This window comes from Microcoleus sp. FACHB-68 (assembly GCF_014695715.1).
GTDB lineage: Bacteria > Cyanobacteriota > Cyanobacteriia > Cyanobacteriales > Oscillatoriaceae > FACHB-68.
Genome location: NZ_JACJOT010000008.1, coordinates 983684 through 1002420 on the forward strand (window position 1 = coordinate 983684; position 18737 = coordinate 1002420).

Genomic DNA, 18737 nt, shown 5'->3' on the forward strand with positions numbered 1-18737 from the left:
GACTCAAAGAAAGCAAAAGCAAAAGTTATGCCGGCAGAGACTATCTTACTTTTGAATCAGTCAAGAATGCTCTAGAAGTAGAGAATCAGATAACCTCTAGGAGAGTAGGCTTCTCATTTTCGTCCCCCTTCATATTTGCATAATTGCGCTGATAGGGAAAGCCTTTCACCGGCATGACTTGGATTTTAGTGTTTGCCTTGAAAATTCACTCATCCTCATCATGAGCGAAGCGGTGATAGAGGAAATCGAGGGCGTGATTGCGGAGTTTGTAGTATTCTGGATCTTCCATAATGCGGGCGCGATCGCGGGGACGCGGAAAAGGAATCTCTAAAATCTCCCCAATTTTAGCAGCCGGCCCATTCGTCATCATCACCAATCGGTCTGCCAGGAATAGCGCCTCATCAATATCGTGAGTAATCATCAACACCGTTGCGCGGTGATCATTCCAAATTTTAAGTAATTCCTCCTGCAACTCTTCTTTGGTAATTGCATCCAGCGCCCCAAAAGGCTCATCTAAAATCAAGACTTTCGGACGCATTGCCAAAGCACGGGCAATCGAAACCCGTTGCTTCATCCCCCCAGAGATTTGGCTGGGCTTTTTATCCGCCGCTTCTGTTAAGCCTACCATTGCCAAGTGTTCCCGTGTCATGGCCGCTTTTTCTGCGCCCGATTTGTTGGGGTAAGCCGAGTCAATGGCTAAGTAAACGTTTTCATAGGCTGTAAGCCAAGGCAACAAAGCGTAATTTTGAAAGACGACCATGCGATCAGGACCCGGTTCGGTGATGCGCGAACCTTGCAATTCCACCTTGCCGCTAGTGGGTGTGGCGAAACCGGATACCATGTTCAGCAGAGTTGATTTGCCACAGCCAGAGTGACCAATGACGCAAATAAACTCCCCTTCCTTAACGGTGAGATTAACGCCGTCAAGCACCGTGAAAGGCCCTTTGGGGGTTTTATAAACTTTAGAAACATCTTCAATGACCAGGAATGTGTCCTTACGGGTTTTTGGAGTAACAGCCGCCTGTGTCATGGTGCCGGTGTAGGTGAAATTGCGATTTAAAGATGCCATCGTTTTTGTTTGTCCTTTGTGCTTTATCTTGGGTTTTTTGTTGACAGTAGGGGCTATAGCTTAGCGGCGCGTCAGCGCTAGCATTCGCGTAAATAGCCTATCGGTTTAAGCAGAAACTTTAGCGCTAGTATTTGCCCCTATACCTAACCTAATTAAGCGGCTGTTGGGCGTGAATCGAGGATCACTTCGGCTACGCTGAAATCACGTTTAATTTCCAGACTGTTGAGATAGCCAATCGGGTCATCTGTATTAAATGTGGTGCCATCAAATAGCTGGATTGAGCCGCGATTGTATTTCACATCCAGCACGCCAATTTCTCGCGCTGCGGTGCTAAATACACTCACACGGCATACCCGTTCTAGAATTTCCAACCAGTTCCGGGGGAAAGGAACGTCACCCCACCGTGCCATTTGCACCATGTGCCACAAATGTTCTGTGCGACTAGGCCGGTTCACGCCATCCCCAAAAAACAGGTGATGGGCATATTCCCGCATTGGCTGATCTAAGCTACAGGTTGCGGAGTTAGGGTCACCCATTTGGATATAAGCCACATCCGTACTCACATAATCACGTCCGGCGACGATCTGGCGCACCTCTTCGGCATTCGCTTCATCAGCACAGTATTTGCAAGCTTCCAGCAGCGCCTTAACTAAAGCGATGTGGGTATTGGGATAGGCATTGGCCCAGTCTTCCCGAACGCCCAGCACTTTGCCAGGATGTCCAGGCCAAATTTCCAAATCTGTAGCGACGGTAAAGCCAACCCCTTCCATTGCGGCGCGGAGGTTCCAAGGTTCCCCCATACAGAAACCGTCAATACTGCCGGCTTGCAGATCCACCACCATTTGAGCCGGCGGCAGGTTTTTTAGAGAGACATCAAGATCGGGGTCAATGCCACCGGCAGCCAACCAGTAACGCAATAGCAAATTGTGCATGGAAGAGGGATGCACGATGCCCATTCTGTGCTGTTGAGCCGGCGACGCTTGCAGCATCTTTTTAAAGTCTGCCAAGGTATAAATTCCTTGGTCGTAGAAGCGCTTGCACAAGGTTATCCCGTTCCCGTTGCGCGTCATGGTGAGGGAACTGACGGTGGGGACAGGCCGGTTTTCATGGCCTCCTAAGGTTAACCACAGAGGCATTCCTGAAGGCATTTGAGCCGCATCTAAATAGCCGCCGGTGATGCCATCGCTAATTCCCCGCCAACTGGTTTCTCGCACCAAGGTCACTTCATCTAAACCGTGTTTGGCAAAGAAACCTTTTTCTTTTGCAACTGCCAAGGGGGCGCAAGCAGTTAGGGGAAGAAAGCCAATTTCTAAATTAACTTTTTCCAAGCCATGACGGGCGATTGCCGCCGTTTTTCTAGCGCGAAGTTTCTTAATACGTTTCTGTTGATTGAGGAAGTAGATCATTTCACTCCGCAAGCTGTAATAGCTGGGATGTTCTACAACTTCCATGCGCTTGCGAGGGCGGGGAATATCTACTTCTAGAATTTGACCAATTTTTGATTCCGGGCCATTCGTCAGCATCACAATTCTGTCAGACAATAGCACCGCTTCATCGACATCGTGAGTCACCATCACCGCAGTGACTTGGTTTTCCTCACAAATTTGCATTAATTTCTCTTGCAAATTGCCGCGTGTGAGTGCGTCTAAAGCGCCGAAAGGTTCATCTAGCAGCAGCAGTTTTGGACGAATTGCAAGGGCGCGGGCGATACTCACTCGCTGTTTCTGACCTCCCGATAGCATAGCCGGCTGTTTGTCAGCATGAGGTCGCAGCCCTACCATATCGATATGTTGCTCAACGATGCTGCGCTTCTCGGCTTTGGGAAGATGGCTGAAGACTTCATCAACCGCTAAGGCAATGTTTTCACGCACATTTAACCAAGGCAGCAGTGAATAATTTTGAAAGACCACCATGCGATCTGGGCCAGGGCCGGTGATTTTTTGGGATTCTAGAGTCACTAACCCATCTGTGGGTAAATCCAGGCCGGCAATTGTGTTCAAAAGCGTTGATTTGCCACAGCCGGAGTGTCCGATTAAGGAGATAAATTCTCCTTTTCTAATTTGAAGGTCGATTCCTTTCAGGGCGATGTATTTGCCCCCGCCGGATAAGTCAAAGACTTTCTCAAGTTGATCAACAGCAACAAAGACAGACATAGTGTTTAAAGATTGGGAATGGGGAATGGGGAATGGGGAATGGGGCAAGGCTGCGCCAACCTAAAGGTAGGGGCAAGGCTTCGCCAACCTAAAGGTATGGGCATTGGGAATGGGTGAAATTATAATTTTCACTCTTCCCTTGTCACTTATTTACGTTCTTCTGGAACTACTTTGCTGGCGATGAAACCCATTGCTTTGTCAAGAATTAAACCCACAACTCCGACATAAACAAGCGCCACGATAATGTCACTGGTACGGCCCACGTTATAGGCGTCAAACATGAAGTAGCCAATTCCAACACCGCCGGTAATCATTTCTGCGGCCACAATTGCCAGCCAAGCTAAACCAATGCCAATTCTTAGACCTGTGAAGATGTAAGGAACCGCAGCCGGTAGAACAATTTTGAAGAAATACTTTTTCTGAGGTAAACGCAAGACTCTAGCAACGTTTTTATAATCTTGCGGAATTTGCTGCACGCCCACAACTGTATTAATTAAAATTGGCCAGAGTGAGGTGATGAAAATTACGAAAATCGCTGATGGTTCTGATTGTTTGATAGCTGCTAAGGCAATCGGTAACCAAGCAAGCGGGGGAATGGTACGAAGGATTTGGAAAAGTGGGTCTAAAGCTTTGAAGAGAAGGGCATTAACTCCGACGATAATGCCAACTGTTATTCCCACAATCCCCGCCAAAGAGTAGCCGACTGCCACCCGTTGTAGGCTAGCCCAGATTTGCCAAAACAAGCCTTTCGCAGTGCCTTCTCGGTCAGGATAGGCAAAGGGCCAAAATATTTTTGTCCAGCTTTCTTGAAACACTTTAATTGGACCCGGCAAAGTAGACTCTGGACTGAGCGTAAATAACTGCCAGACAATTAGAAACGTTGCGAGGGCTAAAAGGGGCGGAATTAAATCAGGAGATTGCTTTTTTAAATAAGAAACTGCACTGTCAAGCAGATTTGCCTGATTCGCTTTATTACGTCTGGAGTTGACTACCATTTGCTTTTCCTCTGATTGGTTGAAATACTTGACTTAACTGAAAACTACGGAACCGAGAATGCAAGAAACTCACTACAGAAGTTAGAACTTAAAAATTAACTTAATTCTTAAGTTTTAACGTTTCTAAATCTTCTTAATCTTCACATTCTTCAAATAAGCCACTGGATCGGCGGGGTTAAAGGCAACACCATCAAAGAACTTCTCCACGCCTTTCGATGGATTCTTAGGAATTTCAGCAGCAGCAACGCCCATCTCCTTGGCCGCTTCCCGCCATAAATCCTCGCGGTTTACCTGCTTAATAATTGCGTTTTTATCGGTATCCGCCGGCAGCATTCCCCAACGCATATTTTCTGTTAAAAACCACAGATCGTGACTTTGGTAAGGGTAAGAAGCTGTTCCCTTTTCCCAGTACCGCATAACGTGAGGGCTATTTTCCGCAACTGGGCGACCATCGCCGTAGTCTATCTTGCCTTTAAGCCGATCAATAATATCTTTTACGGGTACTTTTGCATACTCATCTCTTGAGAGAATCTGAGCCATTTCTTCGCGGTTTTCCATTTTGTCGCACCACTGCTGAGCTTCCATTACCGCTTTGAGAATTGCTTTAGTTGTTTTGGGATGTTTGTCTACCCAGTCGGCGCGGAATGCGAGCGCTTTTTCTGGATGATCTTTCCAGAATTCGCCGGTAATTAAAGCGGTATAACCAACTTTTTGATTAATGGCTCTCAGGTGCCAAGGTTCTCCAACACAGAAGCCTTGAATGTCACCTGTTTGCATATTTGAAACAAGTTGAGCGCCCGGTACAATTTGAATCACAACATCGTTTTCTGGATCGATGCCACCGGCAGCTAACCAATAGCGCAGCATAATATCGCTGGTGCCGCCTTTAAAGGTGTGGGCAAACCGCAGCGGTTTGCCGGCAGCTTTTGCTTCCTGAGCTCTCTGCTTCAATACGGAAGTATCGAGTTTAACACCTGTACCCTTAAGGCTATCAGCCACCGTAATGCCTTGCCCGTCAATGTTCAGGCGCAACGGTAAGTACATAGGAATCTTTTTATTTCCTTTGGTGACAGCACCTAATGCCATTAAGTAAGGCATCGGCGTGAGAACCATACCCGCCTCAATTCCACCGCCGGCTGGATCGAGTTCCAACTTATCTCGAACCACCGCCCAAGAGGGTTGCTTTTGTAACTTAATATCCGGCACCCCATACTTGGCAAAAAAGCCCAACTCTTGTGCAATAATCAGCGGCGCAGCATCAGTTTGACCGATAAAGCCGATATTTGCTGATTTTGTTTCCGGTACTTGTTCTGCCGGCAGAGTAAGTGCTTCTACTTTTTGGGTTCGAGTGGCTTCAGAGATAGATTCAGGAGGGTTTCCCAAACAGCCTTTGAGAAACACAGAGCCAACAGCAGATGCTCCAGCAGTTATCAGAAATTTCCGTCGAGAATATTGAGCAGAAAAATTGGTCATAAAATCTCCTGGCGGCGGCTCTCTTTTCCTAAAATTAGGTTAAGAAAATCGTCACTTTGTGTGAGTTAACAAAGCGTACTTCACGGGTTTGACGATGGGTTGCTTAGATACTTCTGTCAGTCCTGCTTAAGTAAATTAAAGTTAAGCCAAATTTTCAGAATTTAAGCAACCATTTGTAAGAAACCTCAGGCGCTTCATCAGGCGAATTCGCTGAATTCAGCGCAAGTCATTGTTTGATATTTCGCACTTGACTATTGGCTAAATGCCGGTCAATCGCTTTTAAGCACCTTGGTGGGGTGCGTTCGCGTCGTGCGAAACATCGATTAAAAGTAAGCTTACTGCCTTTAACGCGTAATGCATAGACTTCGGAGCTGCAAAACTAAAATAAATATTAAATTGTATCCATAAGTAAATTAATAGATCTCTCAAACCCTTATAAAATAAGCTTTTTAATCTACCGGGATCAACCTATTGAAACCATTCAAAATCCCCGATAAGTAATTAGTCTTAAGGATTTTCCTGAATCTACCCTATGAGCCTTATTGAAACCATAAGAATTTATCTATGCAAAACTGTGTTGCTCTGTTGGGCCAAAAAATCCCTTTAAATCCCCCTAGTTGAGACAATTAAAACAATAGAGTTTTATCTATATAAATTCTCAATTCGGTCAGATACATCTTTTAAGGCGCAATGAGGAGCTGCCTCTAAGCTTGAATTCCCTATATAGCGCATGAAGACGCCAAACCCTGCCGGCTGCTAACTCAAAAAACGAGCACAGAAGCATCAGCTGCACAAGATAAGCAAAATCCTCGATTCCCGGCTTCCAGGCAATCGTTACAACTTCAAATCCAAATCTGCTCAAACGTTCTTCATCGTGCGTTTGGTAGCCAGCAAGCCCCCCAAACCGATTAGACTCAATATTGCACAAGGTTCTGGCACTCTAGCTGGAGGCACCCCCGCCAACAGCAATTCATAGTTCCCGTTATGCGAGAAACCATCGTCTAGCGCAAACAGCCCTGAGTTAGTTGCCCTAAAGTTATACAGATAATGAGTCTCGCCATTATAAGTAACTTTGACAATTTCACTGGCTTGCACTGTTGTGTTTGAAATCAAAGACTCTAGTGAAGCAGGAATCACACCTAATAGTAGAGATTTGGCATCATAATGACCCGCAAGCCCAATTTTAATCTCGCCGGTGATGTCATCTTGGTTTAGATAAGAAATATTAGGGTCACTAAACCGTTGCCGGCCTCCATTCACGATAAAAGAGTTATAAAGTGTACCCCCTTCCCGTGTTCCTACCAAGCTACCCAAACCGTTGGCACTCAAAGCCTCATTGAACCATCTCTTTGCCAGCGTCACGCCCCCAACTTTGCTATCCCAGTCAGCGGCGGTGAGACTGCTTAAGATAATGTCTTTTCCCCCTATTGTGCCGGTGAGGCTGCTAACACCGGCATATTGTGCGAATTCCCCATTACTGAGTCTTTCACTACTGGAAAATAACTCGACATTTCCCCCTGGAGAACTGCTATTGCCACCTAAGATAGTTGACAATTTTGCAGAGGGTTGTATAAAGGTACTTGTCCCGTTAGAATCATAGAGCGAGTAATCACTACCGGCAACGGTTACATTGGTGAGGCTGGCGGCGAGCACTGAGGTGCCGGAGATCGTAATCATGCCGGCCGCCAACGAAGTGCTGAGCATAAATTTTTTGACAGTTCCTGCCATCTTGGGTGCCTCCTCAAATTTCTCTGGGCTATAGTCAGGCCGGTTCATCCTAACTGGTGAGAGATAGGATATCTGCTTTATTCCATTTGAGCGTTTAATGTTTGAGTTTAGGTGTGATTGCACTCACATAAAATTATGATCCCGCAAACTGTGCGTTGAAAAACTTAACCCAAACTTTATCTCAAACCTATCGCTGATTTGGGCTTGCAATCCCTGATGTTTGTAGCGCGTTTAGTGGGAGCTATTTCTCTCTCACACCCTGTAGATATCATAGTTCCTTTCAACGTGACCCATAATCAAATGCGTGTTTCATTCATCAAACTTTGCGTAAAAATACATAAATACAAAGTTTGTTAGCAAATTTGCAACGCTTCTGTCTTTTTAGTTAAGAACGATTACGAGCGGACAAACTTAGCGATTCTTTCCACTGCTGCTTCCAGGATCGGCGGTTCATGGACTAAGGCAAAGCGAACATACCCTTCGCCGCCTTTCCCAAAACCGGCACCCGGAGAGGCTGCAACGCCGGTTGTTTCTACCAGCTGCGTGCAAAATTCCATCGAATTATTTTCCCAAGGTGCCGGCAGTTTTGCCCAAACATACATGGTTGCCGGTGGGGTTTCTACAAACCAGCCAATGCGGTGTAGTGCGGTGATAAAAGCATCCCGACGCTGGCGGAAAGTTTCTACCGTTTGCTTGACAATATCTTGAGGGCCACTTAAAGCAGCGATCGCACCATTGAGAATTCCTAGATATTGGTTAAAATCAACCGCCGCTTTCACCTGTCGCAATGCTTGAATAAGTTGGGGGTTGCCGATGGCATAACCGATGCGAAAACCGCCTAAATTGTATGACTTAGAAAGGGTGAAGAATTCTATAGAAACCGTTTTATCCGGGTCAGCTTGCAAAATAGAGGGTGGGGCTGAGCCTTCAAACACCAAGTCTACATAGGGGAAATCGTGAACCAAGACAAGGTTGTGCTGCCGGCAAAACGCTACAGCTTCTTGAAAAAACGAGAGTGGAGCGATCGCGGCGGTTGGGTTGTGGGGATAGCTGAGCACCATCATCCGCGCCTGCGCTAAAACCGGCCCTGGCACGTCCTCAAACACCGGCAAAAATCCATTTTCCGCCCGCAGTTGCATCGGGTAAATCTGCCCACTGGCTAAGTAAACACCGCCGACATGGGAGGGATAGCCCGGATCGAGCAGCAGGGCAAAATCTCCCGGATTTAAAATCGCTAAAGGCAAATGCGCCGTTCCTTCTTGAGATCCAATGAGGGAGAGCACCTCCGTTTCCGGATCAACCGGCACGCCAAATTTCTGCGTGTACCATTTGGCGGCTGCGTGGCGAAATTTTTGAGTGCCGTGAAATAGCAAATACTGATGGGTGCTGGGATCTTTCAAAGATGCGGCGATCGTGTCGAGGACGCGATCTTCGGCAGGTAAGTCAGAAGATCCTAGAGATAAATCAATCAAATCTTGGCCGGCTGCCCTCGCCTTTGCCTTTGCCCGATCCATATCAGCAAAGACATTAGCACGGAGGGGATCTAAACGTTTCGCAAATTGCATATTCATATATCCTTTGTTATTGGTCTTTTGTCATTGATGCGGCTGCCTTGGCAGGACAAACGACAAAAGACTCATAACTCTATGTTTACAAATGAGCGTCAAGCAGACCGGCTAGTTTTTGCTGGCTGATCGCTCCTTCATAGGACTCAATCACTTCTGTCCCATTAAACAATCTCAAAGCCGGAATTCCTTCCACTTTATATTGCTTGACGGTGGCGGGATTGGGATCAACTTCCATTTTCACGACCTTGAGGCGATCGCTGTAGTTGTTGGCTGCCCAGTCCACGGACGGTGACACGAGCCGGCATGGGCCACACCAAGACGCCCAAAAGTAGACTAAAACGGGTGTTGTGGATTGCAGGACTTCGGTTTCAAACTCGGCATCGCTAATGGAAATGAGGCTGCTCATAGCACTCCCGTTAATCAATCTGCAACAGAATTTTACAGTTTTATTATTGTGAAGCTTTTTGTGACCTCAAGGCAAATCTGTGAACACGACAGTCAACCGAGCCGGTGAACTGACATTATCGTATCCGTTTGATGATTCTTTGCTTGTCCGCAAATTTCTCCAGCCTAAAACCTTATCCCATCCAGATTGTATCGGCCAGCACTTAGCAAACAGGCCCCGATAGACTCCCTGAATTAATCCATCCCCTCTGCGTTCGCTCGAAATGGAACAGGTAAGAGAGTGGACGTACAGCGGTTTATCGAGACCTGGGTTGCTGGAGAAACGAGTAAGAGCCGGTGAAACTTACATATCGTTGAGTTGCGAACGCAGCTCTTCCAATTCAGCGTCAACAGCTTGATTGTTTTTGGGGGCACTCGTTTGCCCAGAGGCGGGTAGAGCTTCTTGGGTAGGAGGAGCACCGCTAAGGGAAGCTTTCATGGCTGCGAGTTCGTCGTCAACATTGCTTCCAGATTCAAGCAGGGCAAATTGACTTTCTAAATCGGCACCACCCAGCTCAGCAGCAGCTTGAGATCGGGCTTCCATTTGCAAAACCTTCTCTTCCATGCGCTCGAAAGCGCCCATTGCGCTGCTAGTGCCCAAATTGCCAATCGTGTTTTGCAGCTGTTCGTTAGCCTTAGCAGCTTGCGCCCGCGCTTTGAGCATATTCTTCTTGGTTTTGGCTTCAGAAATCTTACTTTCCAAAGCAATCAGGTTGCGCTTGAGCGTATCCACCTGAGTTACTTGTGTATCCAGCTGAGCTTTCAGCGTTCCTGCTGTTTCAGCGTGGCTTTTTTTCCGAACCAGTGCTTCGCGGGCTAGATTTTCATCCCCTTTTTGCAAAGCCAGCTGGGCGCGTTGTTGCCAGGTGTTGGCTTGAGATTGAGCCTGATTGTACTGTTGCTCGGTGCGTTTTTGTGTGGCAATCGAACTGGCAACGGCCTGACGCAACTGCACCAGGTCTTCCTGCATATCTATGATGGCCTGGTCTAAAACCTTTTCAGGATCTTCTGCCTTGCTGACCATGTCGTTCATATTGGCCCGGACGACGCGGCTAATGCGATCAAACAATCCCATGATTTCGTCTTTCCTTTTGGGGTTTACGAGGTATGTCAGGCTTCTGGTGTCAGCCCGTTGGGTTTAATTTAGGTGGCCAGCGTCTCAATCGATTCAGTCTGAGACGGCTGCCCTCAACTTAATATCTAGTTTAAGTTGCTATTTTCAGGGAGGCACGCAGCCTTGGTGAGAGATTCCAAAGAGGACTTCCTTTCTTCAGTGTAAAAACTTCAGGCTTTAATCGGTAGAGTTTAGGGAATTTCTTTGTATTCAGCCGGCATCTACTTTGCTTTGTGAAAGAACTTGCTTCCCCGGTTAGTCTGGCCCGTTTAGGGTGCCGGCACGCCATCGGTGCGGTTTAGAAGCTTTTTATCTCTTTCACCTTTATTAAAAATCGTTTACGGATTCGATGACTCACCGGGAGGCAATTTGGCTGGATCGCTACCCTTAATGATTTGGGATTTCATCGCCGCTAGTTCAGCATCAACGCCGCCTCCCCCTTCCAAAGCGGCAAATTTGTTTTCTAAGTCATCGTGTCCGAGATGTGCAATTGCTTCTGATCGAGCTTCGAGTTGCATGACTTTCTCTTCCATACGCTCGAAGGCACTCATGGCGCTGCCGGTGTTGAACTGTCCCATCATCTCGTTCAACTTTTCAGAAGCTTTGGCAGAGCGGGCGCGGGCAATGTACAAATCTTTTTTCGTTTTAGCCTCGGCAATTTTGCTCTCCAGGCTCCGCATATTTTGCTTGAGCTGGTTAACAACACCACTTTGCTGTTCAATCTGCGCCTTCATTGCCTGTGCTGTTTCGTGGTAGGTTTTCCGCCGCATCAGGGCTTCGCGGGCCAAATTCTCATCCCCTTTTTGCAGCGCTAGCTGGGCGCGGCGATACCATTCATCTGCTGTGGATTGAGCTTGGCTGCACTGGCGTTCTGTGCGTTTCTGGGTGGCAATTGCCTGGGCTACCGCTTGCCGCAGTTGGATCAGATCCTCCTGCATATCGATTACAGTCTGTTCCAGAATTTTTTCTGGATCTTCCGCGCTGCCAACCAGACTGTTGATATTGGCGCGAATCACCCGCATGACACGGTCAAATAATCCCATAACGGATTCTTCCTTGTACCGGATTTTCAGGCAGTTGAAGGAGCAGCACAGACCGCATTCTTCCTAGCTTTTTGAATAAATCTCTTCTTTTCAGACCTTCCCAGTCTTACTGTCTAGGATGAATGGCGGGTATTACTCGCACAATTATGCAAACCACTGAGGTTTTTGCATTTTCAGAAAAGGTGCTTATAGCATGGTGATGGCGAATTCACCAATGAGTTAATCTTACCAAAAAACTGCTACGAGCGTATTTCAAGCTTTGTAGCCTGTGACTTTGCCGCTGCCGGCAGACTTGCTGAAAAACCGGCCTTTGTATTGATCCCGGCAAGAAGCGAAAAACCGATTTGCAGTTTTACGGAATCTTGCCGGCTCTCATTGGCCCGCTTAAGGCCGGTAAACCTTGGCCGCTAGTCCTTGCCGTTGCAGTTCCTGCACCAAAACTTGGGCAGTCGCAGCATCATTAAAAGCCCCTAACTGAATTTGAGAGCCGGCTGGAAAGTCGCGTGCGTAGGCATCTGCGACGACTTGCCGTGCTTTTTCCAGACTGGCTTCGCCGTCATAATCCAAGACAACATAGAAGTAATCGTCTGTAACAGATTCAGCGTTTGCTGTTGCGGCGGCTGTTGGCGTCGCCGTGGGCGTGGCTGCTGGGGTTGTTGTGATGGTTACTGCTGGGCTGGGTGTTACAACCGTTACTGTGGGTGCCGGTGCTTTCGGCGCGGCTGGGGGAGCCAGGGGCTGTCCTTTAGCCGCTGGTTTGTTTGACCCTTGCGGTTTGTTTGACGGAGGCAATAAAGCCGCTGTCAGACTTCCCAAACCTCTGGATTTCGCCGCTGGGCTGGGAGTGGGCACTGGGCCTGATTTGACAGTAACCTGGGGAATGGGTGTGGCGCTGGCGGTTGGCGGTTGTACCGCAGGTTGCACGACTGGGGCGAGTAGTGGCGTGGGCGAGGGATTCACTGTACTGAGTGTGCCCAAATCGAGTTCCACAAATTCCTCGGAGGCTAAATTTGGGGAGGTTGGCAGGCTTGCTTCCGCCGCACCGCCGGTGGTGACGGTTGTATTGTTTGAATTTTGGGCGGTGTTGGGCGTTTGCTGGTTAAAAAGCCGGCTCGGTGAGAGGTGTTTCAAACCGGACGGATTGGTGGCCACGTAGCCGAAGATCGCGCTGGCCATTAAAAACAGCAACATTGACCCGATGCCCAAGGGGCTAAGTAGGCTGTCTGCGGCGTTCCGTTCTGTTTGTTTTCTTTTGGTTGCTACTTCGCCAAGACTTTTAAGCAGTTCTTCTGAGGACTCCAAATAGTCGTTTGGAACTTCACTTTGGTTGGGAGAGGGTAAACTTTCACCGGCAGCAATTTCTGTGGTGGGGCTGGGTTCGCCGTTGGCGGTTGGAGAGGCTTCTAGCGATTTAGAGGCGATGGCCAGCTCTGCCGCTGAGGCTGGGATCGATATCTGGGGCAGTGATAGCTCCTCTTTTTGCCAGGTTGGAGCCGGTGGGTCAATGGACACCGAGGGGGGCGGCATTTCTGCCGATGAGCCTGCATCCGGCTGGGTTCTGCCGCCGGTGGCTGTCACGTAAATTAAATCTAGGGGATCTCGGCTTTGGCTTTGGCCAATTGCCCGGTTAGAAGCGGGTGTTTGTTCCCGGCGTCGCTGGCGTCGGTATCGGGTTAATTCTTCCTCTAGCTGCACATCCAAACTGCCGAGAGCCGCTTTTAAGGCCGGCTTCAATGAATGGGTTGGCGAGGCGGGTGTGGCTGAGACAAGGTCGGGACTTTTGCTCATTGCTTGCGGCTCCTACCGGCTGTTTCGATCGCGCATCATGTAGTGAAGTGGTTTATCCCTCAGGTGCGGGCGACCTGTTTCGGGCAGTTCTGTTTGTACCGATTTAAAAGCTTAACTTGATATCTTACACCAGAGCCGGTTTTTGCCCCCGGATTGTTCTGACTGACCAGGGTTAAAGTCAATGGCTGAGGGGGAGAATTTTTGATGGCGTTTGCTGTTTGGGTGGGTTGTGTCTTTTGGTGCAGATGTTTAGCCATTGCCGAACAGTGATCCGTGCCGATTCATCAATGATTTATTTTAAATCTCCCTTCAAGATTTTTGCCGGCAATGGGTTTGATCATTTTTGCGGCTTTTTTGAGGGGTTTAACTGCTACCGGCTTTCAGGTTGCCAACCCGGCTACCTAGATAAGTCACAGAGCCATCAGAATATAAAGGGAGGCATCGCTGAGGAGCTTTGCTGATAACCGGGCGTTTAAAAAATTTGAGAGGGGCGCGATGGCTTTTAACACTCTCAATCAGGTGATAGGCTCTCTAGAAAATCACGGGGGGTTGCAGCAATCACAGGAATTTCAAAGTTTGCTGCGCTGTTGGCCCGAAGTGGTCGGTGCAGCGGTGATGGCTCAAACTCGACCGCTTGCTGTGGATCGCGGGGTGCTAAAAGTAGCAACATCGAGTGCGGTTTGGGCACAACAGCTCATGTTTCAGCGTCGGCAGATTTTGGCCAAGTTAAATTTGCGTTTACCGGCACCTCTGGTTGATATTCGGTTTTCAACGGCTCAGTGGCACAAACCGCTCATGGCTGAGCCGGCAACCCAAGAGCAAACCGTGTTGTGGCGAGAGCATCCCAGCCGGGTACTTGATACGCCAGCCGGCGATAAAATTGAGCCGAAGCCGGCTGTTAAGGAGCCAAAGGCGGCTTTTCAGCAATGGGCTGAGGGCATACAGGCGCGGACGCAATCTTTACCGCTTTGCGAGCAGTGTCAGTGTCCTGCGCCACCGGGAGAGCTTCAGCGCTGGGGGATTTGTGCCTTGTGTGCGACGAAGGGTTGGTGAGGTGAAGCCTGGGTTTGCTAGGGCCAGCTTGCCGGCCTGTAACCGACCAGAGCCATTCTTTTAAAGGGTTTCTGGCTGTGGCCTTTCACAACGTTTAAAAATTGTAATTTTTTACTCCTTACGAAGGGTAAATTCAGAGTATAATTTCTTCCTTCGAGATATTGTTAGTTAATGATATTTGTGTAGTGCCCTTGTCAGGTGTTTAGTGTTTTACTTGATCCCCGTTGGGTTTTGTCCTAAATTGGTCTATTGCAAAACAAAGAGCGCTTCTATTTTTAAAGTTATATGTATCGGTTTTTAAACCAAACCTAAAAAAAAGATTAAGAGGAGAAACAGCGCGGGGATCGCTTAAATCTATACAGGATCGAGGGTTGCAGGCTAAACAACGTTGAGAGCGATCGATTACAAATAAATAAGAAGATCATTCGCATCTCCAACGAGAACTTTATGAAAACCCCCAATTGCCCTGCTTCCGCCTGCCGCCACTGCCGCTTTTACCAGCCAGTAGGAAGACGCGGTGGTCATTGCCAACAGTTGGATGTGCCGGTGCGAGGCGGCTGGACAGCTTGCTCGTTGGCGCTTCCACCTTTTGCTCCTTCTTGGGAAGCAGTGGAAGAACTCAGACTTTGGCATGAAGAAATGCTTAGTGTTCAGGAACCGATTTCCTTAGAGGGTTCATTAGCTTGTTCTCAGGCAGATGCTTGCACTCAGGAAAACAACGTGACCCCGTCAAGGTTGACCTCGGCGGTTTTAGTGTAACTGAAAATATTTTATTAATGAAGCTTGCTGGCCGGTATTGGCCAAAAACAAGTCAAGACGCTGGAGATGCATCTACGGAATGACTCGACATAGAAAAATTTGACCTAAAATTGCAGGTTTTGTAAGGGTTGGACTTACTTTAAAGCAAGGCAAAATTCGAGTCTAAAGAAAAATTGAGTAAAAATTCTCATTTCAATCGCACCGGCACTAAAACCCGGTGCGATTTTTTATGAAAAAACCTTAACTTTTGGCACTCTAGAATTATGGCAGCCAGGGGTATTGGCGAAAATCGGGAGGGCGTTTTTCGAGAAAGGCTTGTTTGCCCTCAGCACCTTCTTCGGTCATGTAATAAAGTAAGGTGGCGTTACCGGCAAGTTCTTGAAGACCGGCTTGTCCGTCGCAGTCGGCGTTAAAGGCGGCTTTGAGGCAGCGAATCGCAATGGGGCTTTTCTCTAAAATTTCATTGGCCCATTTTATGCCTTCTGCTTCCAACTCTTCCACCGGCACGACACAATTGACTAAACCCATTTCTAGCGCTTGCTGTGCGCTGTACTGCCGGCAGAGAAACCAGATTTCCCGTGCCTTTTTTTGGCCCACAATTCTAGCCAAATAGCTAGCCCCAAAACCTCCGTCAAAGCTGCCAACTTTTGGGCCGGTTTGTCCGAATACAGCATTATCTGCGGCAATTGTCAAGTCACAGATTAGGTGCAAAACGTGACCCCCACCGATGGCGTAGCCGGCAACGAGGGCAATGATCACTTTCGGCATGGAACGAATTAGGCGCTGTAAGTCCAGCACATTCAGACGGGGGATGCCGGCATCATCAACGTAGCCGGCACTCCCGCGAACACTTTGATCGCCGCCAGAGCAAAATGCGTATTTGCCATCGGTGTGAGGGCCTGCGCCGGTGAAGAGTACGACGCCAATGCCGGTGTCCTCACGCGCATCGCAAAAGGCATCGTAGAGTTCAAAGACTGTTTTCGGGCGGAAGGCATTGCGTTTGTGAGGCCGGTTGATGGTAATTTTAGCGATGCCGTCGGTTTTGTGGTAAAGAATGTCTTCGTAAGTTTTGGCGGTTTGCCAGTTGATTTGCATAGAAAATGACTGCGTTACTTTGGCTTGAGAATTTTAACGCAGTGTCTTGAGCCGGCGCGATAGATTGGCTGCAGCCGGTTTTTGCCAATATCCCTTACTTGCCGGGAATGAGGGGGATTTTTTTTAACCGCAGATAAACGCAGATAAACGCAGATGATAGCGCAGCGTGCTGTTAGGTATATGCAGATGAATACAGATGATAGCGCAGCGTGCCGTTAGGTATAGCAGATGAGGGGGATTTTTTTAACGACAGATGCACACAGATAAACACAGATGATAGCGCAGCGTGCCGGCAGGTATATGCAGATGATGTGGAATGTATTTTTTTGTTCAATTTTTAAGGACAACCTTGGGAGTTGCCCTTAAAAGTTTACGGGTTTTAAAGGGTTGCTTGTAGTTGGTTTAAGAGACTTTCTACATACCCTAAAGCGCCTCGGATCGTCTCTGGATTTTCTATGTCTACATCTACATACCGGCGTAAGGCTTCTACCTGATTCATACTGCCACCGGCAGCGAGTAATTCCATGTAACCGGGGATAAAATCTTTGCCGGTTTGCAGGTATTTTTGATAGCAGGCTAAGCTGACAATATTAGAGGCCGTGTATTGGTAGCAGTAGAACGGTTTAAAGAAAATGTGACCGATCCGCGCCCAATCATATTGATGTTCTGGCAGCAATTCCACGGCATCGCCACAGAGTTTGCGATACAGTTCCATCCACTGCCCGTTAACCCATTTACGATCAAAACTGCCCTCGGCAGCTCGTTCGTGAATGGCTAATTCCAGCCGGCTGATGGTGCTTTGGCGGAATAGCAGGTTTAACTGATCTTCCAACTGCCGCGTGAGCAAAGATTTGGTGAGAACTTTGTCATTTGCAGCAGTTTTAAGCAAGTGATCGAGCAACAGCAGTTCATTAAAGGTGGAAGCAATTTCTGCCAGCACCATTGGGGGGTTACTGTTGAAATAAGATTGCCGATCGCCTATCCAGGCAAAGTGCAATCCGTGCCCCATTTCGTGGGCTAAAGTAAACAGGGAATTGTAGTCATCTGTGTAGGAAAGCATCAGATAACTGTGCTTGCCGTGGGTGTAGGAACAAAAGGCACCGCCGCGTTTGCCTGGACGCACTTTCGCATCTACCCAGTTTTTGATGAAAAATTCTTCCGCACGACGGGCGTAATTAACATCAAATTTTTCTAAAGCGGTGAGAAGGGTTTCTACACCGGCTTTGTATTTCACCGGCGGCGTTGGCTGATCGCCAGATGTCCAAGGCGCGTAAATATCGCAGATGCGAATTTTTTGGCCCAAGGCTTTGCTTTTGAGCTGATAGTAACGCTGGAATAAGTCAAACCGGCTGCCGGTGCCTTCCATAATGGCGCGGAAAACCGGCTCAGATACTTCATCGGCTAACAATTGCTTGTGCAACGTGCCGGTGTATCCCCGCATCTGGCTTTCAATCCGGTGATCTTGAGCGACGGTGTTGAGAATGAAGCCATACAGCGAGTTATGCTCGTGCATCACGTCCCGTACTGACAGGTAAGCGTCATAGCGCACGTCGGCATCTGGGTGAAACAGCAGCGCACTGAGTTCGGCTTCTTCCGTAACAGTTTTGCCTTCTGGTGTTGTCACCGGCTCGTATTCTCGTTCACCCAAGTGTACGGAACGCAACTGGACAAACGCTTGCCGTCCCGTGAGGCTGTCTTGGTTGCGAGTTTGCTCAACTTCCTCAGACAGCTTGTGAGGGCGTAATTCGGCAATACGATCTAGGTAGTGGCTATAGGTTTGCAGTGCCGGTGAGGCTTGCAATTCGGCAAACTTCTCAGCATCCAGCTTTTGCAGTTCCAAATCAAAAAATAGCAGCTGGTTCTCAACAATCGTCAGCGCTTCCATCACTTTGTCGAGAAATTGCTTCGCCTCAGTGTTGCGGGTATCCGCAGAGAAAACGAGGGAGGGGAAGGCGTAGACATAACCGGATTTTTCTGCGATGGTTTCCAGCTGTTGCAGACAGCTTGCCACTGCCTCCGGTTTAAGTTCGGCAACTTTGCCGCGATAGTGTTCCCGGAACTGTGCCGCACTCTGCTGCAACGCTTGCAAATCTTGCGCCAGTTGAGGATCGTCGAAGCCTTGATAAAGGTCTGATAAGTCCCATTCTTGGGGACTTTCCACCTGGTTGATAGCGGATAGTTGAACCAAGGTTGAACTCCTTTTTAGATGAACCGCCAAGACACCAACAGCGCCATGAGGGAATTTTTGAGTCCTCTGCATCTTCTGTGGTTGTTCTATCTTTAGTCTAGGAGATTCGCTCAGTTCTTATAGTGCCGGCTGCACGCTCGCCCAGAATCGAAGCAAGAACCGCTAACAAGCCTAACGAACTTTGACCTTTTATTTTTGGTTACGACGTTTAACAATCTTACCCCATTCGTGGAAGAGTTCGCTGCATTGCATCTTTTATCTTTATTT

At 48.2% G+C, this 18737-nt stretch carries 14 protein-coding genes; 2 read left to right on the forward strand and 12 right to left on the reverse strand.

Translation table 11 applies throughout. From position 1 onward, the window contains the following. Window positions 1–205: 205 nt before the first annotated feature. The 10 genes from H6F73_RS13005 to H6F73_RS13050 form a co-directional block, all read right to left on the reverse strand. On the reverse strand, window positions 206–1030 hold the full coding sequence (locus H6F73_RS13005; protein ID WP_199330587.1) for a nitrate ABC transporter ATP-binding protein: 825 nt from the start codon (window positions 1028–1030) through the stop codon (window positions 206–208). Window positions 1031–1221: 191 nt separating this feature from the next. Further along, a complete protein-coding gene (locus H6F73_RS13010) occupies window positions 1222–3222 on the reverse strand; it encodes a nitrate ABC transporter ATP-binding protein (RefSeq protein ID WP_190759144.1) in 2001 nt (666 codons plus the stop codon). A 146-nt stretch (window positions 3223–3368) separates the two neighbouring features. After that, window positions 3369–4217 carry a nitrate ABC transporter permease gene (gene ntrB, locus H6F73_RS13015; RefSeq protein ID WP_190759145.1) on the reverse strand — a complete coding sequence of 283 codons (849 nt, stop codon included), beginning with the start codon at window positions 4215–4217 and terminating at the stop codon, window positions 3369–3371. Window positions 4218–4340: 123 nt separating this feature from the next. Then, window positions 4341–5690 carry a CmpA/NrtA family ABC transporter substrate-binding protein gene (locus tag H6F73_RS13020; RefSeq protein ID WP_190759146.1) on the reverse strand — a complete coding sequence of 450 codons (1350 nt, stop codon included), beginning with the start codon at window positions 5688–5690 and terminating at the stop codon, window positions 4341–4343. 858 nt (window positions 5691–6548) lie between these two features. Continuing rightward, complete coding sequence (locus H6F73_RS13025; protein ID WP_190759147.1) at window positions 6549–7418, reverse strand: NF038130 family PEP-CTERM protein; 870 nt, start codon at window positions 7416–7418, stop codon at window positions 6549–6551. Between the two features lie 395 nt (window positions 7419–7813). Further along, a complete protein-coding gene (locus H6F73_RS13030; RefSeq protein ID WP_190759643.1) occupies window positions 7814–8983 on the reverse strand; it encodes an LL-diaminopimelate aminotransferase in 1170 nt (389 codons plus the stop codon). A gap of 85 nt (window positions 8984–9068) precedes the next feature. After that, a complete protein-coding gene (locus H6F73_RS13035; protein ID WP_190666829.1) occupies window positions 9069–9392 on the reverse strand; it encodes a thioredoxin family protein in 324 nt (107 codons plus the stop codon). A 342-nt stretch (window positions 9393–9734) separates the two neighbouring features. After that, window positions 9735–10505, reverse strand: coding sequence for a PspA/IM30 family protein (locus tag H6F73_RS13040; RefSeq protein WP_147682906.1), 771 nt, complete (start codon window positions 10503–10505; stop codon window positions 9735–9737). 377 nt (window positions 10506–10882) lie between these two features. Beyond that, window positions 10883–11587, reverse strand: a complete 705-nt coding sequence (locus H6F73_RS13045) for a PspA/IM30 family protein (protein WP_190759148.1) — start codon at window positions 11585–11587, stop codon at window positions 10883–10885. Between the two features lie 384 nt (window positions 11588–11971). Continuing rightward, window positions 11972–13375: a hypothetical protein gene (locus H6F73_RS13050; RefSeq protein ID WP_190759149.1), complete on the reverse strand. Its 1404-nt coding sequence runs from the start codon at window positions 13373–13375 to the stop codon at window positions 11972–11974. Window positions 13376–13870: 495 nt separating this feature from the next. Here H6F73_RS13050 and H6F73_RS13055 point away from each other — a divergent pair, with 495 nt between their 5' ends. Then, entirely contained in the window at window positions 13871–14428 is a 558-nt protein-coding gene (locus H6F73_RS13055) for a DUF721 domain-containing protein (protein WP_190759150.1), read from the forward strand. Window positions 14429–14875: 447 nt separating this feature from the next. Further along, a complete protein-coding gene (locus H6F73_RS13060; RefSeq protein ID WP_190759151.1) occupies window positions 14876–15187 on the forward strand; it encodes a hypothetical protein in 312 nt (103 codons plus the stop codon). A gap of 261 nt (window positions 15188–15448) precedes the next feature. Here H6F73_RS13060 and menB read toward each other — a convergent pair whose 3' ends face one another. Together menB and H6F73_RS13070 are read right to left on the reverse strand one after the other, a co-directional pair. Continuing rightward, window positions 15449–16282: a 1,4-dihydroxy-2-naphthoyl-CoA synthase gene (gene menB / locus H6F73_RS13065; RefSeq protein WP_190759152.1), complete on the reverse strand. Its 834-nt coding sequence runs from the start codon at window positions 16280–16282 to the stop codon at window positions 15449–15451. Window positions 16283–16661: 379 nt separating this feature from the next. Then, window positions 16662–18470 (reverse strand): M3 family metallopeptidase, encoded by a 1809-nt coding sequence (locus H6F73_RS13070; RefSeq protein ID WP_242072435.1) that lies wholly within the window; start codon window positions 18468–18470, stop codon window positions 16662–16664. Window positions 18471–18737: the final 267 nt, after the last annotated feature.

Coding starts and splice junctions, on each gene's coding strand:
- H6F73_RS13005 (WP_199330587.1), bottom strand. CDS start 1,030: ATGACACAGGCGGCTGTTACTCCAAAAACCCGTAAGGACACATTCCTG.
- H6F73_RS13010 (WP_190759144.1), bottom strand. CDS start 3,222: ATGTCTGTCTTTGTTGCTGTTGATCAACTTGAGAAAGTCTTTGACTTA.
- ntrB (WP_190759145.1), bottom strand. CDS start 4,217: ATGGTAGTCAACTCCAGACGTAATAAAGCGAATCAGGCAAATCTGCTT.
- H6F73_RS13020 (WP_190759146.1), bottom strand. CDS start 5,690: ATGACCAATTTTTCTGCTCAATATTCTCGACGGAAATTTCTGATAACT.
- H6F73_RS13025 (WP_190759147.1), bottom strand. CDS start 7,418: ATGGCAGGAACTGTCAAAAAATTTATGCTCAGCACTTCGTTGGCGGCC.
- H6F73_RS13030 (WP_190759643.1), bottom strand. CDS start 8,983: ATGCAATTTGCGAAACGTTTAGATCCCCTCCGTGCTAATGTCTTTGCT.
- H6F73_RS13035 (WP_190666829.1), bottom strand. CDS start 9,392: ATGAGCAGCCTCATTTCCATTAGCGATGCCGAGTTTGAAACCGAAGTC.
- H6F73_RS13040 (WP_147682906.1), bottom strand. CDS start 10,505: ATGGGATTGTTTGATCGCATTAGCCGCGTCGTCCGGGCCAATATGAAC.
- H6F73_RS13045 (WP_190759148.1), bottom strand. CDS start 11,587: ATGGGATTATTTGACCGTGTCATGCGGGTGATTCGCGCCAATATCAAC.
- H6F73_RS13050 (WP_190759149.1), bottom strand. CDS start 13,375: ATGAGCAAAAGTCCCGACCTTGTCTCAGCCACACCCGCCTCGCCAACC.
- H6F73_RS13055 (WP_190759150.1), top strand. CDS start 13,871: ATGGCTTTTAACACTCTCAATCAGGTGATAGGCTCTCTAGAAAATCAC.
- H6F73_RS13060 (WP_190759151.1), top strand. CDS start 14,876: ATGAAAACCCCCAATTGCCCTGCTTCCGCCTGCCGCCACTGCCGCTTT.
- menB (WP_190759152.1), bottom strand. CDS start 16,282: ATGCAAATCAACTGGCAAACCGCCAAAACTTACGAAGACATTCTTTAC.